The organism is Edaphobacter sp. 4G125 (assembly GCF_014274685.1).
Taxonomy (GTDB): domain Bacteria; phylum Acidobacteriota; class Terriglobia; order Terriglobales; family Acidobacteriaceae; genus Edaphobacter.
Window position 1 is genome coordinate 1,861,007 of record NZ_CP060393.1, and the last position, 17,840, is coordinate 1,878,846.

The 17,840-nt window shown below is 54.4% G+C and carries 17 protein-coding genes; 12 read left to right on the forward strand and 5 right to left on the reverse strand.

Annotated elements, in window-relative coordinates:
- Nucleotides 1–67 precede the first annotated feature (67 nt).
- Both H7846_RS07735 and H7846_RS07740 read left to right on the forward strand, forming a co-directional pair.
- Nucleotides 68–2,905, forward strand: a complete 2,838-nt coding sequence (locus tag H7846_RS07735) for a bifunctional YncE family protein/alkaline phosphatase family protein (protein ID WP_186695887.1) — start codon at nt 68–70, stop codon at nt 2,903–2,905.
- Complete coding sequence (locus tag H7846_RS07740) at nt 2,892–3,812, forward strand: type I phosphomannose isomerase catalytic subunit (protein WP_255460931.1); 921 nt, start codon at nt 2,892–2,894, stop codon at nt 3,810–3,812. Before H7846_RS07735 ends, H7846_RS07740 begins: the two co-directional genes overlap by 14 nt.
- A gap of 17 nt (nt 3,813–3,829) precedes the next feature.
- On the opposite strand, the gene H7846_RS07745 is transcribed toward H7846_RS07740, so the two are convergent.
- Nucleotides 3,830–4,693, reverse strand: coding sequence for an IclR family transcriptional regulator domain-containing protein (locus tag H7846_RS07745; RefSeq protein ID WP_186695888.1), 864 nt, complete (start codon nt 4,691–4,693; stop codon nt 3,830–3,832).
- Nucleotides 4,694–4,902: 209 nt separating this feature from the next.
- On the opposite strand from H7846_RS07745, the gene pgi reads away from it, so the two are divergent.
- From pgi to H7846_RS07760, 3 genes are all read left to right on the forward strand, one after another.
- Nucleotides 4,903–6,540, forward strand: a complete 1,638-nt coding sequence (gene pgi / locus H7846_RS07750) for a glucose-6-phosphate isomerase (protein WP_186695889.1) — start codon at nt 4,903–4,905, stop codon at nt 6,538–6,540.
- 352 nt (nt 6,541–6,892) lie between these two features.
- Complete coding sequence (locus H7846_RS07755; protein WP_186695890.1) at nt 6,893–7,456, forward strand: YdeI/OmpD-associated family protein; 564 nt, start codon at nt 6,893–6,895, stop codon at nt 7,454–7,456.
- Between the two features lie 373 nt (nt 7,457–7,829).
- On the forward strand, nt 7,830–8,291 hold the full coding sequence (locus H7846_RS07760) for a hypothetical protein (RefSeq protein ID WP_186695891.1): 462 nt from the start codon (nt 7,830–7,832) through the stop codon (nt 8,289–8,291).
- Between the two features lie 16 nt (nt 8,292–8,307).
- Here the strand turns inward: H7846_RS07760 and H7846_RS07765 are convergent, their stop codons facing one another.
- Nucleotides 8,308–8,772, reverse strand: a complete 465-nt coding sequence (locus tag H7846_RS07765) for a GlcG/HbpS family heme-binding protein (RefSeq protein ID WP_186695892.1) — start codon at nt 8,770–8,772, stop codon at nt 8,308–8,310.
- Between the two features lie 217 nt (nt 8,773–8,989).
- Here H7846_RS07765 and H7846_RS07770 point away from each other — a divergent pair, with 217 nt between their 5' ends.
- The 7 genes from H7846_RS07770 (at nt 8,990) to H7846_RS07800 (ending at nt 16,000) form a co-directional block, all read left to right on the forward strand.
- Nucleotides 8,990–10,180, forward strand: coding sequence for a GGDEF domain-containing protein (locus H7846_RS07770; protein WP_186695893.1), 1,191 nt, complete (start codon nt 8,990–8,992; stop codon nt 10,178–10,180).
- Between the two features lie 64 nt (nt 10,181–10,244).
- Nucleotides 10,245–10,622 (forward strand): group III truncated hemoglobin, encoded by a 378-nt coding sequence (locus tag H7846_RS07775; protein WP_186695894.1) that lies wholly within the window; start codon nt 10,245–10,247, stop codon nt 10,620–10,622.
- A gap of 182 nt (nt 10,623–10,804) precedes the next feature.
- Nucleotides 10,805–12,166, forward strand: a complete 1,362-nt coding sequence (locus H7846_RS07780; protein ID WP_186695895.1) for an alpha-L-fucosidase — start codon at nt 10,805–10,807, stop codon at nt 12,164–12,166.
- Nucleotides 12,150–12,737, forward strand: a complete 588-nt coding sequence (locus tag H7846_RS07785) for a GNAT family N-acetyltransferase (RefSeq protein WP_255460933.1) — start codon at nt 12,150–12,152, stop codon at nt 12,735–12,737. Before H7846_RS07780 ends, H7846_RS07785 begins: the two co-directional genes overlap by 17 nt.
- A gap of 31 nt (nt 12,738–12,768) precedes the next feature.
- A complete protein-coding gene (locus H7846_RS07790) occupies nt 12,769–14,298 on the forward strand; it encodes a helicase HerA-like C-terminal domain-containing protein (protein WP_186695896.1) in 1,530 nt (509 codons plus the stop codon).
- A gap of 56 nt (nt 14,299–14,354) precedes the next feature.
- Complete coding sequence (locus tag H7846_RS07795; protein WP_186695897.1) at nt 14,355–15,266, forward strand: dienelactone hydrolase family protein; 912 nt, start codon at nt 14,355–14,357, stop codon at nt 15,264–15,266.
- Nucleotides 15,267–15,307: 41 nt separating this feature from the next.
- A complete protein-coding gene (locus H7846_RS07800) occupies nt 15,308–16,000 on the forward strand; it encodes a peroxiredoxin-like family protein (RefSeq protein WP_186695898.1) in 693 nt (230 codons plus the stop codon).
- 45 nt (nt 16,001–16,045) lie between these two features.
- Here the strand turns inward: H7846_RS07800 and H7846_RS07805 are convergent, their stop codons facing one another.
- The 3 genes from H7846_RS07805 to H7846_RS07815 all read right to left on the reverse strand — a co-directional run bounded on the left by H7846_RS07805 (nt 16,046) and on the right by H7846_RS07815 (nt 17,702).
- Nucleotides 16,046–16,321 carry a hypothetical protein gene (locus H7846_RS07805; RefSeq protein WP_186695899.1) on the reverse strand — a complete coding sequence of 92 codons (276 nt, stop codon included), beginning with the start codon at nt 16,319–16,321 and terminating at the stop codon, nt 16,046–16,048.
- A 612-nt stretch (nt 16,322–16,933) separates the two neighbouring features.
- Complete coding sequence (locus H7846_RS07810) at nt 16,934–17,092, reverse strand: hypothetical protein (RefSeq protein WP_186695900.1); 159 nt, start codon at nt 17,090–17,092, stop codon at nt 16,934–16,936.
- A gap of 145 nt (nt 17,093–17,237) precedes the next feature.
- Nucleotides 17,238–17,702 (reverse strand): REP-associated tyrosine transposase, encoded by a 465-nt coding sequence (locus H7846_RS07815; RefSeq protein WP_186695901.1) that lies wholly within the window; start codon nt 17,700–17,702, stop codon nt 17,238–17,240.
- Nucleotides 17,703–17,840: the final 138 nt, after the last annotated feature.

Consider the following 17,840-nt stretch of genomic DNA (forward strand, 5'->3'; position numbering starts at 1 on the left):
AATGGGTCACCAGGTGCGGCACAGTATCCGTGTGTCTGTTGGTCGTAGATCATTAGCGGAGAAAAGAATGATTCAGAGCAAGTTCGCAACCCTTGTACTGACTGCGACGATCGTTGCAGGAGGTTGTTTCAGTCAGGTTCTTGCACAGCAAAAGCCAATCGATCTGCCGACGAGCAAGCAGATTCTGCCTCTCGCTCCTGGAGATCCTCAGCGTGTGAATAGCCTGCCAATCTCTATGGCCGTCTCTCCAGATCGGCGCTACGTAGTAACCGTCAATGCGGGATATGGGACCTACGAATCTCGTTATATGCAATCTCTCTCGGTGCTGGATACGCAAACCGGTAAGTTAGAAGATTTTCCCGAGGACTGGACGCTCGTAGGAGCGAAGCAGACCTTGTATTCCGGTCTAGCTTTCAGTCCTGATGGAAGTCACATCTATGCCAGTTTGGGGTCTGAGACCGATCCTCTGGGTGACGGCACAAAGAGGATGGGAAGCGGCGTAATTGTATATGGCTTCCATGATGGGAAGATTACGCGCGAGAAGCTGTTGAAGATTGGGATGCAACAGCTTGCTCCTGGAAAGAAGACGCTACTGGTGGGGGGAGTTGAAGGAGATAAAGCCGTTCCGTTTCCTTCCGCAATTGCTGTTCTCGGAGAGCAGGGTAAAGAAAAACTTCTAGTGGCCGGAAATCTCTCCGATGATGTGCTGTTGATGGATGCGTCCACTGGCGAGGTAGAAAAACGATTCGATCTGTCGGAGAACAGTTCCGTACCATCGGTTTATCCCATCGCACTGGCTGTTACACGGGACCAGACCCGAGCTTTTGTTGCATTGTGGAATGCTTCGGAGGTTGTGGAGCTCGACCTGAAGAATGGCGTTGTTGGCAGAAAGGTGGCTCTTCTTAAGCCGACGCTTCCGACTGCAGCGGGAACCCATCCTGTCGTTCTGGAGATGGCTCCCGATGAGCGAACGTTATATGTAGCGCTCTCCAATCGCGACGCGGTTGCTGCTCTGGCGATTGATAAAGATCAGTTCAAGGTGAAGGGATATTTTGATACTCGTCTGCCGGGGCAGAGCTACTTTGGTGCGGAACCAGACGCTTTGGCAATCTCACCGGATGGCAAACGGTTATATGTCGGAAATGCGGCTTCGGACGCGGTCGCAGTCATTGATACAACCAAACTGACCCCGAAGGTGGCGAGTCGCGGCATGGTAGAGCCCGTGGGATTTGTTCCTACTGAGTGGATGCCTACTGCAATGACGCTTCTGAATGGCAAGCTGTATGTCGCTACGGCGAAAGGGAAGGGAACGGGGCCAAATAATTTTCCGCAGAGGATAACGGAAGAGACAAAAGCGCGGTACCAAAAATCAAAGTTTACCTATATCGGAACGTTAATCTATGGTTCTCTGGCCTCTCTTGATGTTGCTGCAATGGAACGTGAGCTTCCGCGCTTGACGGCAGAGACATTGGAATCAAACCGTATGAAGGCAGGAGAAGAGAAGATCCGTTTTTACGACGGATCGAATAGCCGTATCAAGCATGTGATTTACATCATCAAAGAGAATCGAACCTATGATCAGATCTTTGGCGATCTCGAGCAAAATGGGAAGCGTGTTGGAAATGGTGATCCAACACTGACGATGTATGGAAAGGAGATTACGCCGAACCAACATGCTCTGGCGCTTCAGTTTGGCGTGCTGGATAACTTTTACGACTCGGGTGAGGTCTCCGGCGATGGACATGTCTGGTCAACTGCAGGCATTGGAACAGACTATCTGGAGAGGACGTGGCAGCAGTCTTACCGTGGCTCGCAGAGGACCTACGACTTCGAAGGAGTGGTTGCGGAAGGCTATCCATTGTTGCAGAACATCCCAGATGTGAATGAACCATCGAGCGGTTATTTATGGGGAAATCTGGCACGGCATGGCATGACGTATTATCACTTTGGCGAGTACATCTCTTCGACATTCTGTGATGTAAAGAAGAGTGGTAGTTCGCAAGAAGGGCCTTTGCTGGAAGGATTACATTGTGCTCAGTCTTCAATCAGGCCGGGAGAGAAGATTCCTGCTGAGTGGGGTGGTGGTGAGAACAAGTGGCCGTGGGCGATCCCGCTTCTGGCAAAAAACATCGCGACCAAGCCGGAACTGGTAGGTCACTTTGCGCCGGAGGCACCGGACTTCAACCTGCGTATCCCCGACCAGATTCGCGCCGAGGTCTTTCTGAAGCATTTTTCAGGTTGGATGAAGGATCGCGAGACTGGCAAAGATACGATGCCAAACTTTATTCTGCTTCGGCTTGGTGACGACCATACCGCTGGAACCACTCCGGGAGGCCCGACTCCGAAGTCTTCGGTTGCTGATAACGATCTTGCCATCGGACGTGTTGTCGATGCGGTTTCTCACTCCCCTTACTGGGACGATACAGCGTTTTTCATTCTGGAGGATGATGCTCAAAATGGTGCAGATCACGTAGACGCACACCGCAGTTTAGCGTTGGTGATCAGCAAATATGCTCCAAGAGCGAAAGATGAAAGTGCCTTTGTGGATAGTCGGTTTTATTCGACTGTCAGCGTGATCCGGACGATGGAGACGCTGCTAGGGCTTCCTCCAATGAATAATAACGATGCGTTCAGCTCTATGATGAGTTCGCTGTTTACGGGGCCCGGCGATCAGAAGCCCTTTACGGTCAATACGGTGAATCGTGATAACGGCCTGATCTACACCGCCAACCAGAAGACTGCTGTAGGCGCTCGTGAATCGATGAAGATGGATTTCAAACATGCGGATCGGGCCGATCCGGTCAAATTGAACGTTATCCTATGGAAGGATGCGATGGGCGAGAAGCCCGTCCCGCAGATGCTTCTCGAAAAGAGAAAGAAGATCAAAAAGGATGACGATGACTGAGATTGCTCCGTTCCGGCTAAAGCCGTGGTTCAGTGAAAGACCCTGGGGAAGAAAGAGTCTGAAGCCGTGGTATGAGGATACAGGCACAACAGAGCTGGTGGGCGAAGCGTGGCTGACCGGGCCGCAGTGCGTTGTAGAGGGAGGAGATCTAGAGGGGAGGACTCTTGCAGATTTGAGTCGCGAACTTGGAGGAGAATTTCCTCTATTGGTAAAGCTCCTGTTCCCGAATGAAAAGTTGTCGGTTCAGGTGCATCCGGATGACGAACAAGCCAAAGCGGCTGGTGAGACGCGTGGCAAAACCGAATGCTGGTATGTACTGGAAGCAGAACCCGGCGCAGCAGTGGCTCTGGGGCTAAAGCCTGGTTCCGATACGGAGAAAATCAAAGCCGCAATTGCGGACGGAACGATGGAATCCCTGATGGAGTGGGTACCGGTCCAGGTAGGGGATATGCTCTTTGTCGATGCCGGAACTGTGCACGCTATCGGGCCCGGCGTTGTTCTACTGGAGACGCAACAGACCAGCGATGTGACCTATAGGCTTTACGACTATGGCCGTCCGCGCGAGTTGCATCTTGAGCAGGGACTGAAGGTCATTAAGCCGAAGACGGCAGCAGGTAAGGTCGCTCCCAAACCCATGGAAGGATTCACCCGCCTGATCGAGCAGAAGTACTTTATTGTGGACCGCTTCGATCTTGAGGAGATGGAAGAACGGCAGATCTCGATGGAAGGCGCTGGATGCCTCGTCGGTCTTCAGGGAAATGTTTGGATCATTACGCCGGGAGAAGAGATAGAACTTGAACCCGGAAAGGCCGTGGTGATTCCTCAGGGCACTGGAGAGGTGATCGTCGAAGCAGAGAAAGGAGCGACCTTTGTGCGGTGCGTCGCTCCTGTTTCAGGGAACCAGTAAAACGGGATAGGCAGTTATCAGCGGAGAAAGACCGCAAGCTCGTTGGCTGCATTCCGAAGATGCGGAAGGAACCGGGTCTGCATCTCGAGTGTCGAAAGCCGGGGTGCGCTTCCGCTGAGATTGATCGTGGCCACGGCTCGACCGTTTGGTGCGAAGACTGGAACCGCTAGGGAGCGTAACCCAACTTCATACTCCTGGTCGCATAGGGCATATCCGTTGCGTCGCACATTTCTTAGCAACATCCGCAGTTTTTCAAGGGAAGTTACTGTGCGGGTGGTGTGTGGAACGAGATTGACGCGGGAAAGATAAGCCTCAAGTTGCTCGGGTGGGAGATACGCGAGCAGGATGCGACCCATGCTGGTGCAGTAGGCGGGCAGGCGGCTTCCGATATGAAGGTCGACCGCCATCACTCGATTGACGGTGGTGCGGGCGACATAAACGATGTCTTCACCATCCAGGGTGGCGACTGAAAAAGACTCGCGTAGCGCAGAAGACATGCGTTCGAGAATAGGTTGCGCGGCCGAGGAGAGCGTGTTGGAAGCCGTGTAGGTATGCGAGAGCGTCAGCATACGGGGGCGCAGGGAGTAGCGGGAGCCGTCTTCAGCACCTGCAAAGCCAAGTTTGGTCAGCGTGTACAGACAGCGCCGAACTGCGGCACGAGAGAGTCCCGTGCGCACACTGAGCTGTGAGATCGTCATCTGGGGATTCTGCTGGGTGAAGGCCTGAATAACAATAAGACCTCGCGCAAGCGAGGTCATAAAGTTTGGGTCTCCGGTAAAGACATCCAGCGCGGCCGCGGGTGTCTGCTTTTGAGGTGCGGGTGCAGAAGGTGCAGGAGGGAGAGGCTCAGACGGAAGCGGGCGGCGCGGAGTAAGGCTCATGGTACCCCTTTCAGGCCGACCTCGAGGGCGATAGCCGGTCTTTACATACGATAAACGCACGACCTCTTCTCCTGCAAGTCCTGTTTCCTACATGGGCATACAGCCTATGAGAAGATACAGCCGGAGATGTTCCTTTTTGTGCCCAGAGCACATCTGAAGTTAAGACGCCTGATTTAACAACAAAGTAGAAGAGGAGAACACGAAAGCACATGCAGACCGCAACCAGCTCCACACCTCTCGTCGATCGTCCGGCCTGGAAGTCCCTGAAGGCTCACGCGGATCAGATTCGTGGGAGGCATCTGCGAGATCTATTTAAGGAAGATCCAACTCGTGGAGAGCGTCTGACGGCTGAAGCGGAAGGTCTCTTTCTCGATTACTCCAAAAACCGCGTTACCGATGAGACATTGAAACTCCTGGTGCAGCTTGCGGAGCAGTCGAAGCTACGCGAGCGCACGGAGGCCATGTTCAACGGCGAGAAGATTAACATTACCGAGAACCGTGCCGTTCTGCATGTTGCCCTGCGCGCACCGAAGAATGAATCGATCGTTGTGGATGGCGAAAATGTCGTACCTGAGGTCCACAAAGTATTAGAGAAGATGGCTGCTTTTGCTAATCGGGTTCGGAGCGGCGAGTGGAGGGGACACACCGGCAAGAGAATCCGCAATATTGTGAATATTGGCATTGGAGGCTCCGACCTGGGCCCCGTGATGGCCTATGAGGCGTTGAAGCACTATAGCCAGCGTGATCTGACCTTTCGTTTCGTCTCCAATGTGGATGGCACAGACTTTGCTGAAGCGGTACAGGATCTGAATGTCGACGAGACCTTGTTCCTCGTGGCGTCGAAGACGTTTACCACGCTCGAGACCATGACGAACGCTCACACCGCGCGTGAGTGGGCGTTGAAGTCGTTGGGAGATGAGAAGGCCGTCGCGAAGCACTTTGTCGCGATCTCAACGAACGCTAAAGAAGTCGCAAAGTTCGGCATCGATACAGAAAACATGTTCGGCTTCTGGGATTGGGTTGGTGGACGCTACTCGATGGACTCGGCCATCGGCCTTTCGACCATGATCGCAATCGGGCCCGAAAATTTTAATGAGATGTTGGCGGGTTTCCATGCGATGGACGTGCACTTCCGGACGACCCCTTTGGAAAAGAACCTGCCGGCATTATTGGGGCTGCTGAGTATTTGGTACACGGAGTTTTTCGATGCGCAGACGCAGGCTGTATTGCCGTATGAGCAATATCTGAAGCGCTTCCCGGCATACCTGCAACAGTTGACGATGGAGTCCAACGGCAAGCACGTGACCCTGGATGGCGCAAAGGTGAACTATCAGACGGGGCAGATCTACTGGGGCGAGCCCGGGACCAATGGGCAGCACTCGTTCTATCAGCTAATTCATCAGGGGACCCGCCTAATTCCCTGCGATTTCATTGCCTTTTACAAGTCGCTCAACCCGTTGGGACGCCACCACGACATGCTGGTCGCGAATGTGTTTGCACAGGCCGAAGCGCTTGCATTTGGCAAGACGGCGGAGCAGGTGAAGGCCGAGGGTACTCCGGACTGGCTTGTTCCGCATCGCGTCTTCGAAGGAAACCGCCCTTCAAACACGATTCTTGCTGACGTGCTGACCCCAGCTGCATTGGGCAAGTTGGTGGCGCTGTATGAACATGCAGTGTTTACCCAGGGTGTGATCTGGAACATTGATTCCTTCGATCAGTGGGGTGTTGAGCTGGGCAAGGTTCTGGCGACGAAGATTCTGGGTGAGCTGGAATCAAAGGACAAGCCGAAGCTGGATCACGACAGCTCGACAACGAACCTGATTGAGTTGTATCGAAAGAATAAGTAGAGGAACCTCAAATAGCCGCAGTTCAGAAGATCTGCGGCTTATTTCTTTTAATCGTTTTATCGGGTGTCCTCTTCATGCGGTTTCATCGCATGAAGGGGAGCATTCGCAGGCGCGAACCGCTTCTAGGCCGTATCCCCATATAGGCAGCCGATCTTCGATTGCTTTTGGTGATTGGGCCGGGAGCAGTTTTATATCATTGGTCGTGAAATTTATCTCTATTGTCCCAATAGGTATGGAAATACCAAGCTCTCTAATACCGCTATCGAAAAGAAATTGTCTGCCGGTGCTACAACACGGAACTGGGCAACTACAAAAACTCTTCTGACTATGATGCAGTAAAGGGACACAATTTATGCAAACCTTGCATTTCAAAACAGCGGTGGATTTCCGACATTGGTTGGAGAAAAACCATGTGAATTCAGAAGGTATATGGTTGCGCATTTTCAAAAGAGATTCGCATGAGAAATCTGTGACCTATGCTGAAGCGCTGGATCAGGCACTTTGCTATGGCTGGATCGATGGCCAGAAAAAAACCTTCGACAAACTATCCTGGCTTCAGAAATTCACACCAAGACACCCTAAAAGCGGTTGGTCGAAAATAAACACTCAGCATGTAGAGCGCCTTATGAAAGCAGGAGAGATGACCCCTGCAGGGATGGAGGCAGTTGAAGCAGCAAAAGCAGATGGCCGATGGGAAACTGCCTATGCTTCATCCAAGGATGCTCTCCCGCCGGAAGATTTTCTGAAGGAATTGAGTAAAAATAAAAAAGCAAAGGCATTTTTTAATACGCTTAACAAAACAAATGTTTATTCGATTGTTTATCGCCTCGAAACGGCAAAGAAGCCGGAAACCAGAGAAAAACGGATGAAGATGATTCTTGCCATGATGGAGCAAGGCAAAACATTTCATCCTTAAACCTACGTTACATTTGGCCCCTTCCTGACCTTTTCCCAGGGGCTGGCCCCATATCGTAAAAGCCTTGCTGTTACCCTCTATAGCTTGAGTCTGAATCTCAGCGTCCCAACAAACCTGTCAAGCCCCTCACTCCCCTGTACAAACTCTCCATCCAAAACAAACCAAACCACTTCCCCACCCAGAAACAAACCTCTGGAAAGTGCTGATTTACCCATCCCAACTCTCTACAATAGAAAGTAGGGAAAGAAGCAAAGCCCCGGCACACGCCGGGGCTTCTTTATTTAACTCGCAGTTTGACAGTCGGACTGCGCCCGAAGTCCAGACTTAAACAATCTGCTTTGAAGACTTTGCACGAAAACAAGGGGGGATACCCATGCACAACGAAGCCACACTCAACAACGACCAGCCCGATAACGACTACCAGTGCCACCACATCTTCCCCGATAACGCCCGCTGCGGCAGTCCACGAATGCGCAACGAGCAGTTCTGCTACTACCACCACGACTCCCGCCGCCCCGTCGTTCGCCCGCACGAGCGACTCGCACGTCGCAGCACCTTCTCTCTCTTTACCCCCACCGATCACGACGCCATCCAGGAATCTCTCGGCGAGCTCCTCATCCGCATCGCCGCCAACGACATCGACCCACGCCGCGCCGGTCTTCTCCTCTACGGCCTCCAGATCTCCTCTGCCAACCTGCGCCGCAAGCAACGAGCTCAGCAAACCCAGCTTCGCTCTCAACCCTCAACCCAGGCCACCCATGAATCCGAACCGAAATCGAACGTAGATTCTCAGGCCCAGTCGTATTCGCAAACGACCCCGATTGCTTCCCCGTAAGGTAGACATCAGATCGTCATTGTTTGGGAAGCGCGTCAAGACCGGATTGCGCAATGGCTTCATCAATCTCCGATTTGGCTCCACTCGCGGATATCCCACCCAGAAGCTGCCCATTCACCTTAATCGGCAACCCTCCTTGATTCGGGAAGAATTCCGGAAATGCCAGCGCTTCCGTGCTGCCCTTTTTGATCGTCTCTGCTCCTTCTCTGGAAGGTTTGCCGTAGAAGGCCGCATGGCGGGCCTTCCTTTGAGCAAATTGAATCGTACTCAGTGAGGCCGTTTCGCCCTTTTCCAGAAAAAGCAGATTGCCGCTCTCATCCACGACGCAAATCGTCACGGAAACATTAAGCTCTTTGGCCTTTGCCTCTGCCGCCGCAACCATGACTTTGATATTGGCAAGATCCAGATACTTCTTGCTTGGAAGATCAGCCGCGGAAGCCACCATCGCTGGAAGAAGAAAAGCCGCTAGGAATCGATTCACAAGTCCCTCCCGTAAAAGTTATGCCTTCCAATCTACAAGAGGCCGGGAGCATACATTCCAAACTACTGACCATCGGGCACCCGCAGGGCGAAACGACTCATTATTCAAAACGGGCTGATGAGATGCCACCCCATTACTCATTGGTAAACACAGTAGGTGACCAAACCCTATCCCATTGGCATAAAATTGTCTTTTCGGTTTCCCCGAGGCACTCCCATTGGACATCCACACACTCCATGTCGAGCATGTTGTCTTTCTTGCCTTGTATTGTGTCCTCACCCTGACCAATTCCTGGCTCTATAAGGGAATGAAGGGGGTTAACGGATTCTGCGCCTACAGCTTCTTTGTTCTTCTTGGAGCCCTCGCTGTGTCCCTTCGCGGACACATTCCTGCTCCCATCTCCATCCTCATCGGAACCATCCCCGTCTCCATCGGCTACGCCTTTCTCTTTGCCTCGGTCCGCGACTTCTTCAACGCGCGCACCCACCAGTTCTATCTCCAAGCCGGCCTGCTCTGTCTGATGGTCATCGCCATGGTGCAGTACGGCTGGATTCAGCCCGACACCAGCAAACGGCTCATCGCATACAGCCTTCTGCTCTGCCTCCAGCAGGCCCAGACTGCTTACCTTCTCTTCCGTACCCATGATCCGGCGATCCGGATCCCCTGTACCTCGCTGGCCCTGATGATGTCCGCGCTGTCTCTCAGCAATCTCGTGCGGCTCACCGGAGTCTTCCTCCATGGAGCGCCGCGAAACTATCTCGATGCTGGCCCCTTCCTCGTCTGGATTCTCATTGCGAACTGCTCCCTGCAGGGCGGCATCATGATCTCCTACGTCTGGATGACCGCCGCCATGCTGCGCGGCAAGCTCGAAGTGCAAGCGACCACCGATCCGCTCACCGGCACCCTCAACCGTCGCGGAATCGAAGTCGCCGCTGAGAAGAGCATCCTCGCCTGCAAGCGTGACTCCTCCCCCTTCTCCGCCATCATCATCGACCTCGACGACTTTAAGGGAGTCAATGACACCTATGGCCATCACTGCGGCGACGCCACTCTCATCGCCGTTGCTTCCTGCCTTCAGCGAGGAATCCGTCCCGGCGACCTTCTGGCTCGCATCGGTGGCGACGAATTCGCCATCCTTCTTCCCAATACCGCGCAAGATGAAGCCACCGAGATCGCCGAACGCCTGAGAGCTTCCATCGCCGCAACCGACATCCTCTACGGCCAGGTCAAGACAAAGATCACCGCCAGCTTTGGACTCGCCCAGATGCAGCCTTCCCTCGACACATGGGAGGAACTCTTCCTCATCTGTGACAAGCTGCTCTACGAAGATAAACGCTCAACGATCCGTCCAGACTTTTCGCAGGAACTCAGTGATTCCTCCCGTCTGGATCTTCTGCAGCCTCGCTGAAGAGAATTGGCAACGCTAATCCTTCACGGTGTCATTTTGGCTGAGCGAGTCTTAAAATGTCCTCATGGAACCCTTGATCACCGAAGCCGAGATCTCCACCCTCGTCGACACCTTCTACGACAAGGTTCGCCGCGACCCTGATATCGGCCCTATCTTCAACGCCATCGTCGGTGACTGGCCCCATCATCTCGCCACCCTTAAGAACTTCTGGTCTACCGTCCTGCTCACCACCGGCCGCTACAAGGGCGACCCCATGATGACCCACCTCCAGCTCCCTCTCGACCCTGATCACTTCTCTCGCTGGCTCGCCCTCTTTGCCGAAACCGCCCGCGAGATCTTCCTACCCGAAGCAGCCTCCGTCGTCATCGCCAAATCCGAGAGAATCGCCGAAAACTTTCAGGCTGGAATCGCCTACCAGCGCGAGCAACGCTCCAGGTCCTGAATGCTTTCCACACCCTAGCCTCTTGACACGCCTGTTAAACTAAACCTATAGACAAGTGGAAAAGCCCGGGCACTCCCCGGGCTTTTGTTATGCTCATTTCATCGCCTGTCCGAACCATCAAGTACAAACCTAAACTGTTTTTTCCGAATACTTTGTGCATTTTTGTACCGGGGGGAGTATCCATGACCAAGCCAAACCTGAAGAGCATCGTCTTGATCGCCGCAGCCCTTCTAACGCCACTCGCTCCGGCCCAAAGTTTTCCTGATGTCAAACCAAGCCCAGCTCAACTTGCTTGGCAGGACCTCGAAATTGGGGTCATCATCCACTTCTCTACCAACACCTTCCTCAATCGCGAGTGGGGCGATGGAACCGCCTCCCCTTCCGTCTTCAATCCCAGCCACGTCGATACCGACCAGTGGATGCAGGCCGCCAAAGCCGGAGGAGCAAGGTATGCGGTCCTCGTCGCCAAACATCACGACGGCTTCGCGCTCTTCCCTAGCGCTCACACCGACTACTCCGTCAAAGCCAGCCCGTGGATGAACGGTAAAGGCGACCTCGTCCGTCTCGCCTCCGCCTCCGCCCATCGCGCTGGGCTTGGCTTCGGTGTCTATCTCTCCCCCTGGGACCGGCACGATTCTCGATACCCTGACCCAGCCGCTTACGATAAGTACTACCTCGCGCAACTCACCGAGTTGGCCAGCCATTACGGTCCACTCACCGAGTTCTGGCTCGACGGCGCAGGCTCTGCCGGGCGCACATACGACTTCGACAAAATTGTTCAAGAGCTGCGCACCTATCAGCCCAACACCCTCGTCTTCGCAGACACCGCACTCTATAAAAATGCTGACATCCGTTGGGTCGGGTCGGAAGATGGCACCGTCCCATACGAAAACTGGAACGTCATCGACCGCACCGGCTACCTGCGCTGGCGGCCTGTCGAAGCCGATACTCCGCTGCGCAAGCTGCACTGGTTCTGGCATCCCAATGATGAGGCTTCGCTCAAAACCGTTGATGAACTCGTCCACGTCTATAACAAGACCGTCGGACACGGAGCACAGCTCATGCTTGGTATCGCACCAGATGATACCGGCCGCCTACCAGAATCCGACGCCACCCGTCTTCGCGAGTTTGGCGAAGCCATCCAGCGCCTCTATGGGCCTGAGCATAACCTCACCCGCCAGGCAACACATGTCCTCAACGATCCTGCAAATGCAGCGATCGATAATGATCCCTCCACCTTCTGGTCAGCTCCCGAACGCCACGCCACTCTCGAAGTCCGCTTTGACAAGCCTGTAACCTTCGACCGCACCCTCACCATGGAATGGCTCAACGAGGGCCAGCGCGTCGAGGAGTACAGCATCGAAGTCTTCCAGAACGGAGCCTGGAAACAGATCGTCCATGCCCAGGCCATCGGACATAAAAAGATCGATATCTTCCCGCCTGTTACAGCACAGCGTGTTCGTCTGAATCTTCTCTCGACCATCGGTTCTGCCGGAATCCGTGAGTTCCAGCTGTTCAACGGATCGAATGCGCAGACCCGTTGAACAGCGCTTTTATACTGACCCAATGGCTAGTTTTTCCTTGCGTATAGCAACAGCAGAAGATGTTGCTAGTATTCGTGAATTGATCGATGCTTCTGTACGAGGTCTTCAGGCTGGTGACTATTCACCAGCCCAGATCGACGCATCGCTGCGGACCGTCTTTACTCTCGATAGCCAACTGATTAAAGACGGAACTTACCTGGTCGCGTTTTCCGAGAATGGCGAGATGGCGGGCTGTGGTGGATGGTCGAAGCGTAAGACCCTGTATGGCGGAGACCACCAGGTGGAAAGAATTGAATCCGAACTGCTGGATCCAGCAGTCGATGCAGCAAAGGTGCGAGCAATCTTTATCCATCCGCGATTTGCGCGTATGGGGCTTGGCAGTAAGATTCTGGCCGCAGCAGAAGAGGCAGCGAGGCAAGCTGGATTTCACCGCTTCGAAATGGGAAGCACTCTGACCGGTGTTGCCTTATACACGCTGAAAGGTTATCGCGAAGTCGATCGGGTAGTGGTTCCGGTAGGGACCAATGAGTCGATTGAGGTTGTGCGCATGGTGAAGGACACATCGTTGTAGGCTGATAGATACACGTTGGGAGGAATCTGGAATGTCGCAGATGGAGATCGCCAAAGGCGCAGACGAGTTATACCTTCTGTCTGGAATGTCGAACCGGCACGGCCTGGTCGCCGGAGCAACCGGGACCGGCAAGACTGTGACCCTGCAGGTGATGGCCGAAGCGTTGAGCAACATCGGCGTATCAGTGTTTGCCGCCGATGTAAAAGGCGACCTTTCGGGCATCAGCCAACCCGGAAAAAGCTCTCCCAAGTTCGAGGATAGGGTAAAGTCTCTGGGACTCGGCGAATGGGGCTTCAGCGGTACGCCCGTCGTCTTCTGGGACGTCTTCGGAAAAGAAGGACATCCGGTGCGGGCAACCGTCAGTGAGATGGGGCCGCTCCTGATGAGCCGAATCCTCAATCTGAATGAGACTCAGACCGGCGTTCTGACACTGGTCTTCAAGATTGCCGACGACAATGGACTGCTCTTGCTGGATATGAAGGATCTTCAGGCAATGTTGCAGCATGTCTCCGAAAACGCCAAAGAATACCAGACACAATATGGCAACATCTCAGCAGCAAGCGTCGGAGCGATTCAACGTGGACTTGTTGCCTTGGGACAACAAGGTGGAGATCTCTTCTTCGGCGAACCTGCTCTTAATATCGAAGACCTACTGCAAACCGATGCGCACGGCAAAGGTGTCGTGAATATCCTGGCAGCAGACAAGCTGCTGCAATCGCCACAGTTGTACGCGACGTTTCTTTTGTGGCTAATGAGCGAGTTGTTCGAAAAACTTCCAGAAGTGGGAGATCCGGAAAAGCCAAAGCTGGTTTTCTTCTTCGACGAAGCTCACCTGCTGTTCAACGATCTTCCTTCGGTGCTGCAATCGCGAATCGAGCAGGTCGTCCGGCTGATTCGTTCAAAGGGCATCGGCGTTTTCTTTGTGACGCAGAATCCTATTGACGTCCCCGACACGGTACTCGGGCAGCTTGGTAATCGTGTGCAGCACGCCTTGCGAGCCTTCTCCCCGAAAGACCAGAAGGCAGTCAAATCCGCGGCGCAGACCTTCCGCGCCAACCCAAAGCTCGATGTAGAGGAAACCATCACTCAGCTCGGGGTCGGCGAAGCACTGGTCTCCTTCCTCGACGACAAAGGAATTCCCGGAATCGTCGAACGTGCAATGGTGTTGCCACCGCATAGCCAGATTGGCCCCATTACTCCCGAGCAAAGGACCGCAATTATTCAGTCGTCTGTCGTTGCAGGAGTGTATGACACACCGGTGGATCGTGAATCAGCCTACGAGAAATTAAAAGGCAAAGTAGCGACTTCGACCGCAGCTTCTAGTCCTGCCTCTGGCGGAGCAGGCGCAGGCACAGTCGAGCATGGCTCTGGATGGTTAGGCAGTCTTGAATCCGCAGGAACGATGCTCGGAGGTGTATTCGGCAGTGGAGGTTCACGCCGGGGCGACACCGTTGTACAGGCGATGGTCAAGAGCGCAGCTCGCACCATGGGAAGCACCGTCGGGCGCCAGATCGTACGTGGCGTGCTTGGATCGTTGCTGGGTGGCTCGTCGCGGAGATAAACCCACACATCACTTTTGCATTGTCGAGTCAGATTATCTCGGCATACACTCCTCGCATGCGCCGACTTGTGGTTTGCCTCCTCGCCCTCGTGTTGACCGTCTCTGTTCCTGGCTTTGCCCAGCAGTGGGCGAAGACAAAGCTTGACGCTTCGCCGCGCCATCGCGAATACGTCACTCTAAAGCATGGCAACCGGTCTTTGCAGGCCTTCGTTGTCTATCCCGAGGTCAGCGGCAAAGTTCCTGTTGTCGTTCTGATCCACGAGATCTTCGGTTTGTCGGATTGGGCCAAGGAGATGGCTGACGAACTAGCCGCGGCTGGCTACATTGTTGTGGCGCCTGATCTGCTCTCCGGCTCTGGCCCGGATGGCGGTGGAACCGACTCCTTTGCTGGAGTGGACGCCATCACCAAAGCAGTTTCCGGATTGAACGCCGACGTCGTTAATGCCGATCTCGATGCTGCCGTCGATTATGCGAAGAAGCTTCCGGCCTCGAACGGCACGGTTGTTACCGCCGGGTTCTGCTGGGGTGGAGGAAAATCCTTCGCCTTCGCAGCACATCGTAAAGACCTCGCCGCCGCTTTTGTCTTCTATGGCCCGCCGCCTTCGGACTTCTCGACGATCACGGCTCCTGTATATGGCTTCTATGCCGGAAACGATTCACGCATCGGCGCCACCCTTCCAGCTACCACGGAGGCGATGAAGGCCGCGGGCAAAAAGTTCGATCCCGTTACCTACGATGGTGCCGGGCATGGCTTTATGCGTGCAGGAGAAGACCCGGGTAACACCAATCCTGCGAATAAAACCGCACGCGATCAGGCTTTTGAACGCCTGACTTCCCTGCTCAAATCGCTTCCTGCGACACACGGTTCGATCTCTTCACCGCGTTCTTCGAAGAAGCCTTCTGGCGAAAAAGGCCTTGCAGCCACTACGGTCTCCTGTCACTCCGGCTCCACGGCAACCGCAATGTAGTGAACCATGCTGGTTAGCGAAGGGGCTGCGATAATAGATACGTGGCTTCCTCGCTTAATACCTCGCTTCAGGACCAGCTCGACCGTATCACTCAGAACACCCGTGCACTGGTGCAACCGGAGCGCCTTGCCTTCTCAGAAAAGGTGATCGCTGAACTCTTCGCCAGCGGAATTGAAGAGCGCATCCTGAAACCTGGAACAACCGCACCAGCCTTTTCTCTTCCCGATGCGCGGACTGGCAAGCCGGTTCACTCCGGTGACCTTGTCGCGCTTGGTCCGGTTGTCATCAAATTCTTTCGTGGCCGCTGGTGTCCGTACTGCGTCACCGAGCTTGAAACCTGGCGCGATCTCATCTCTGAATTACGCAGCCGAAACGCGATCTTTGTAGCAATCTCGCCCCAGGCCCCGCGCCAAAATGTCTTTATGCTCGATCAACACGCGTTGAATTTTCCGCTCCTCACGGACGCGGGATGCACCATCGCAGAGCAGTTCGGAGTAGCTTACAGCGTCTCGCAGGAACAACGTCGCTACTTCCAATCGATTCTCGTCAATATCCCCTTCAACAATGCGGGGCTCAGCTATCACACCGCAACCGAGGCAAGCTGGCGCCTTCCAATTCCCGCGACGTTCATCATTGACCGGGAGAATACAATCGCCTTCTCCGAAGGCCACGCAGACTTCCGCGTTCGTCCCGAACCTGCTGACGTGCTTTCTGCACTTGACAGACTTCCATAGTGAGCCGCTGATAGAACAACTTCGATCGCAATTTTCTTCGCTACTCTACGACCTCTTCACCGGCTGGGTTTGCTGAGCTCGTTGCTTGCGGCGCAGGTTGGCAGAGGAGATCTGGAGGCCGTAGAGGAGAAGGCCGGCGCGGCGCGGGTCGATATCGTTGGCGGCGATGCGGATGAGGAGTTCGCCGAGAGATTCCTGAATCGCATCGTGATCGGTGGGGGTAAAGAGAGAGAAGGTGCTGCGGCGTGCGAGTCGCTCGTGCGGGCGAACGACGGGGCGGCGGGAGTCGTGGTGGTAATAGCAGAACTGCTCGTTGCGCATTCGCGGACTACCGCAGCGGGCGTTATCGGGGAAGATGTGGTGGCACTGGTAGCCATTATCGGCCTAGTCGTTGTTGAGTGTAGCTTCGTTGTGCATGGGTATCCCCCTTGTTTTCGTGCAAAGTCTTCAAAGTAGATTGTTTAAGTCTGGACTTCGGGCGCAATCCGATTGCAAAACTGCGAGTTAAATAGGGAAGCCCCGGCGAGTGCCGGGGCCTTTTTGTTCCTGCTTCTATTGTAGAGAGTTGAGGTGAGTAAAAAAGCAGTTTCAGAGGATTTGTTTTCCGGTGGGGAAGTGGTTTGGTTTGTTTTGGATGAGGAGTGTTGGTGGGTTTTATACAAAGCCCAGGGGCTTGACAGGAATTTTGGGTGATCGCCTGATCGGGGTGGCGGTGCGAACAGATCAGTCGCTTCGTCCCTTGGACTTCGCTCAGGCCTACGGCAGTGAGGTAGCCCGCTTCGTGGGGCGATTCTACGGCACCCATTCGACTGCGCTCAGGGCAGGCTCTAAAGCCGTGCCCTTAAGCAAAACGGTTCGAGCTTCGCTCGAATGATCCCAATCATGGGGTACCCGATGTATCGGTTGGATTTTGATGTATGGGCCACCCGCCCATCAGATGTTGAATCGCAGGAGTCTTGCATTCATCCTGGCGTCGGCGATACGGCGTGCGCGTGCCTTGTCCTCTGCTGCTCTCCATCGCTCTCCCGACAGAATTATCAATAGCGGGAGGAAAAGGGCTGCAAAGATAGCGACAAAGATGGCGAGTTCCATGTCAGTCTCCTTCGAACAGCTTATACTTTCCGGGCTCGGACGGGCGTGGGTTGATTTTAGGTGTCAGGTTCGCGCTTTGCGCGAATGATCCCACATCTGGCTTTGCCAGATGTGGGGCACCCGCACCCGATTCGTGGTGGTTCAGTCAGGGTTGGGTGATGAGGACGGGGGAGGGTTCGTTGAGAAGGTAGTGGCGGTAAGAGGACCAGGGCCAGTCTTGGGGGTGGGAGACCAGACCTCGGGTGACGGGGTTGCGGTGGATGTACTTCAGCTTTTCAACTCGCTTGTTGTGGGTGTGGACGTTGAAGTCGTAGTAGCGGGTCTGCCAGAAGGGGCGCTCAGTGAGGTTTCTGGAGACGGAGATTTTTAAGGCCTGGAGGGCCTTGGAGAGTGGGGCATGGGGAGGTTCGGAGACGAGGAGGTGGATGTGCTCGGGCATGACGACGTAGCCGAGGACTTCGAAGCCGTAGGTGGAGCGGGTTTGTTCGAGGGATCTCAGGAAGGTGTCTTTGGATGACGGGGTGTTGAGGTAGGGTTTGCGGTGGTAACAACTGAAGGTGATGAAGTGGTCGTCGTCTTCTTGTTGGTAGCGCTTAAGGCCCAGCGGCATGGGTTGATTTTAGGGTATCGGGTTCGCGCTTTGCGCGAATGATCCCACATCTGGCTTTGCCAGATATGGGGCACCCGATTGGTGGTGGTTCGGTCAGATGTGGGCCACCCGTCCAAAGATTCATTCCGCTTGTCAGAA

Coding starts and splice junctions, on each gene's coding strand:
- H7846_RS07735 (WP_186695887.1), top strand. CDS start 68: ATGATTCAGAGCAAGTTCGCAACCCTTGTACTGACTGCGACGATCGTT.
- H7846_RS07740 (WP_255460931.1), top strand. CDS start 2,892: ATGACGATGACTGAGATTGCTCCGTTCCGGCTAAAGCCGTGGTTCAGT.
- H7846_RS07745 (WP_186695888.1), bottom strand. CDS start 4,693: ATGAGCCTTACTCCGCGCCGCCCGCTTCCGTCTGAGCCTCTCCCTCCT.
- pgi (WP_186695889.1), top strand. CDS start 4,903: ATGCAGACCGCAACCAGCTCCACACCTCTCGTCGATCGTCCGGCCTGG.
- H7846_RS07755 (WP_186695890.1), top strand. CDS start 6,893: ATGCAAACCTTGCATTTCAAAACAGCGGTGGATTTCCGACATTGGTTG.
- H7846_RS07760 (WP_186695891.1), top strand. CDS start 7,830: ATGCACAACGAAGCCACACTCAACAACGACCAGCCCGATAACGACTAC.
- H7846_RS07775 (WP_186695894.1), top strand. CDS start 10,245: ATGGAACCCTTGATCACCGAAGCCGAGATCTCCACCCTCGTCGACACC.
- H7846_RS07780 (WP_186695895.1), top strand. CDS start 10,805: ATGACCAAGCCAAACCTGAAGAGCATCGTCTTGATCGCCGCAGCCCTT.
- H7846_RS07785 (WP_255460933.1), top strand. CDS start 12,150: ATGCGCAGACCCGTTGAACAGCGCTTTTATACTGACCCAATGGCTAGT.
- H7846_RS07790 (WP_186695896.1), top strand. CDS start 12,769: ATGTCGCAGATGGAGATCGCCAAAGGCGCAGACGAGTTATACCTTCTG.
- H7846_RS07795 (WP_186695897.1), top strand. CDS start 14,355: ATGCGCCGACTTGTGGTTTGCCTCCTCGCCCTCGTGTTGACCGTCTCT.
- H7846_RS07805 (WP_186695899.1), bottom strand. CDS start 16,321: ATGCGCAACGAGCAGTTCTGCTATTACCACCACGACTCCCGCCGCCCC.
- H7846_RS07810 (WP_186695900.1), bottom strand. CDS start 17,092: ATGGAACTCGCCATCTTTGTCGCTATCTTTGCAGCCCTTTTCCTCCCG.
- H7846_RS07815 (WP_186695901.1), bottom strand. CDS start 17,702: ATGCCGCTGGGCCTTAAGCGCTACCAACAAGAAGACGACGACCACTTC.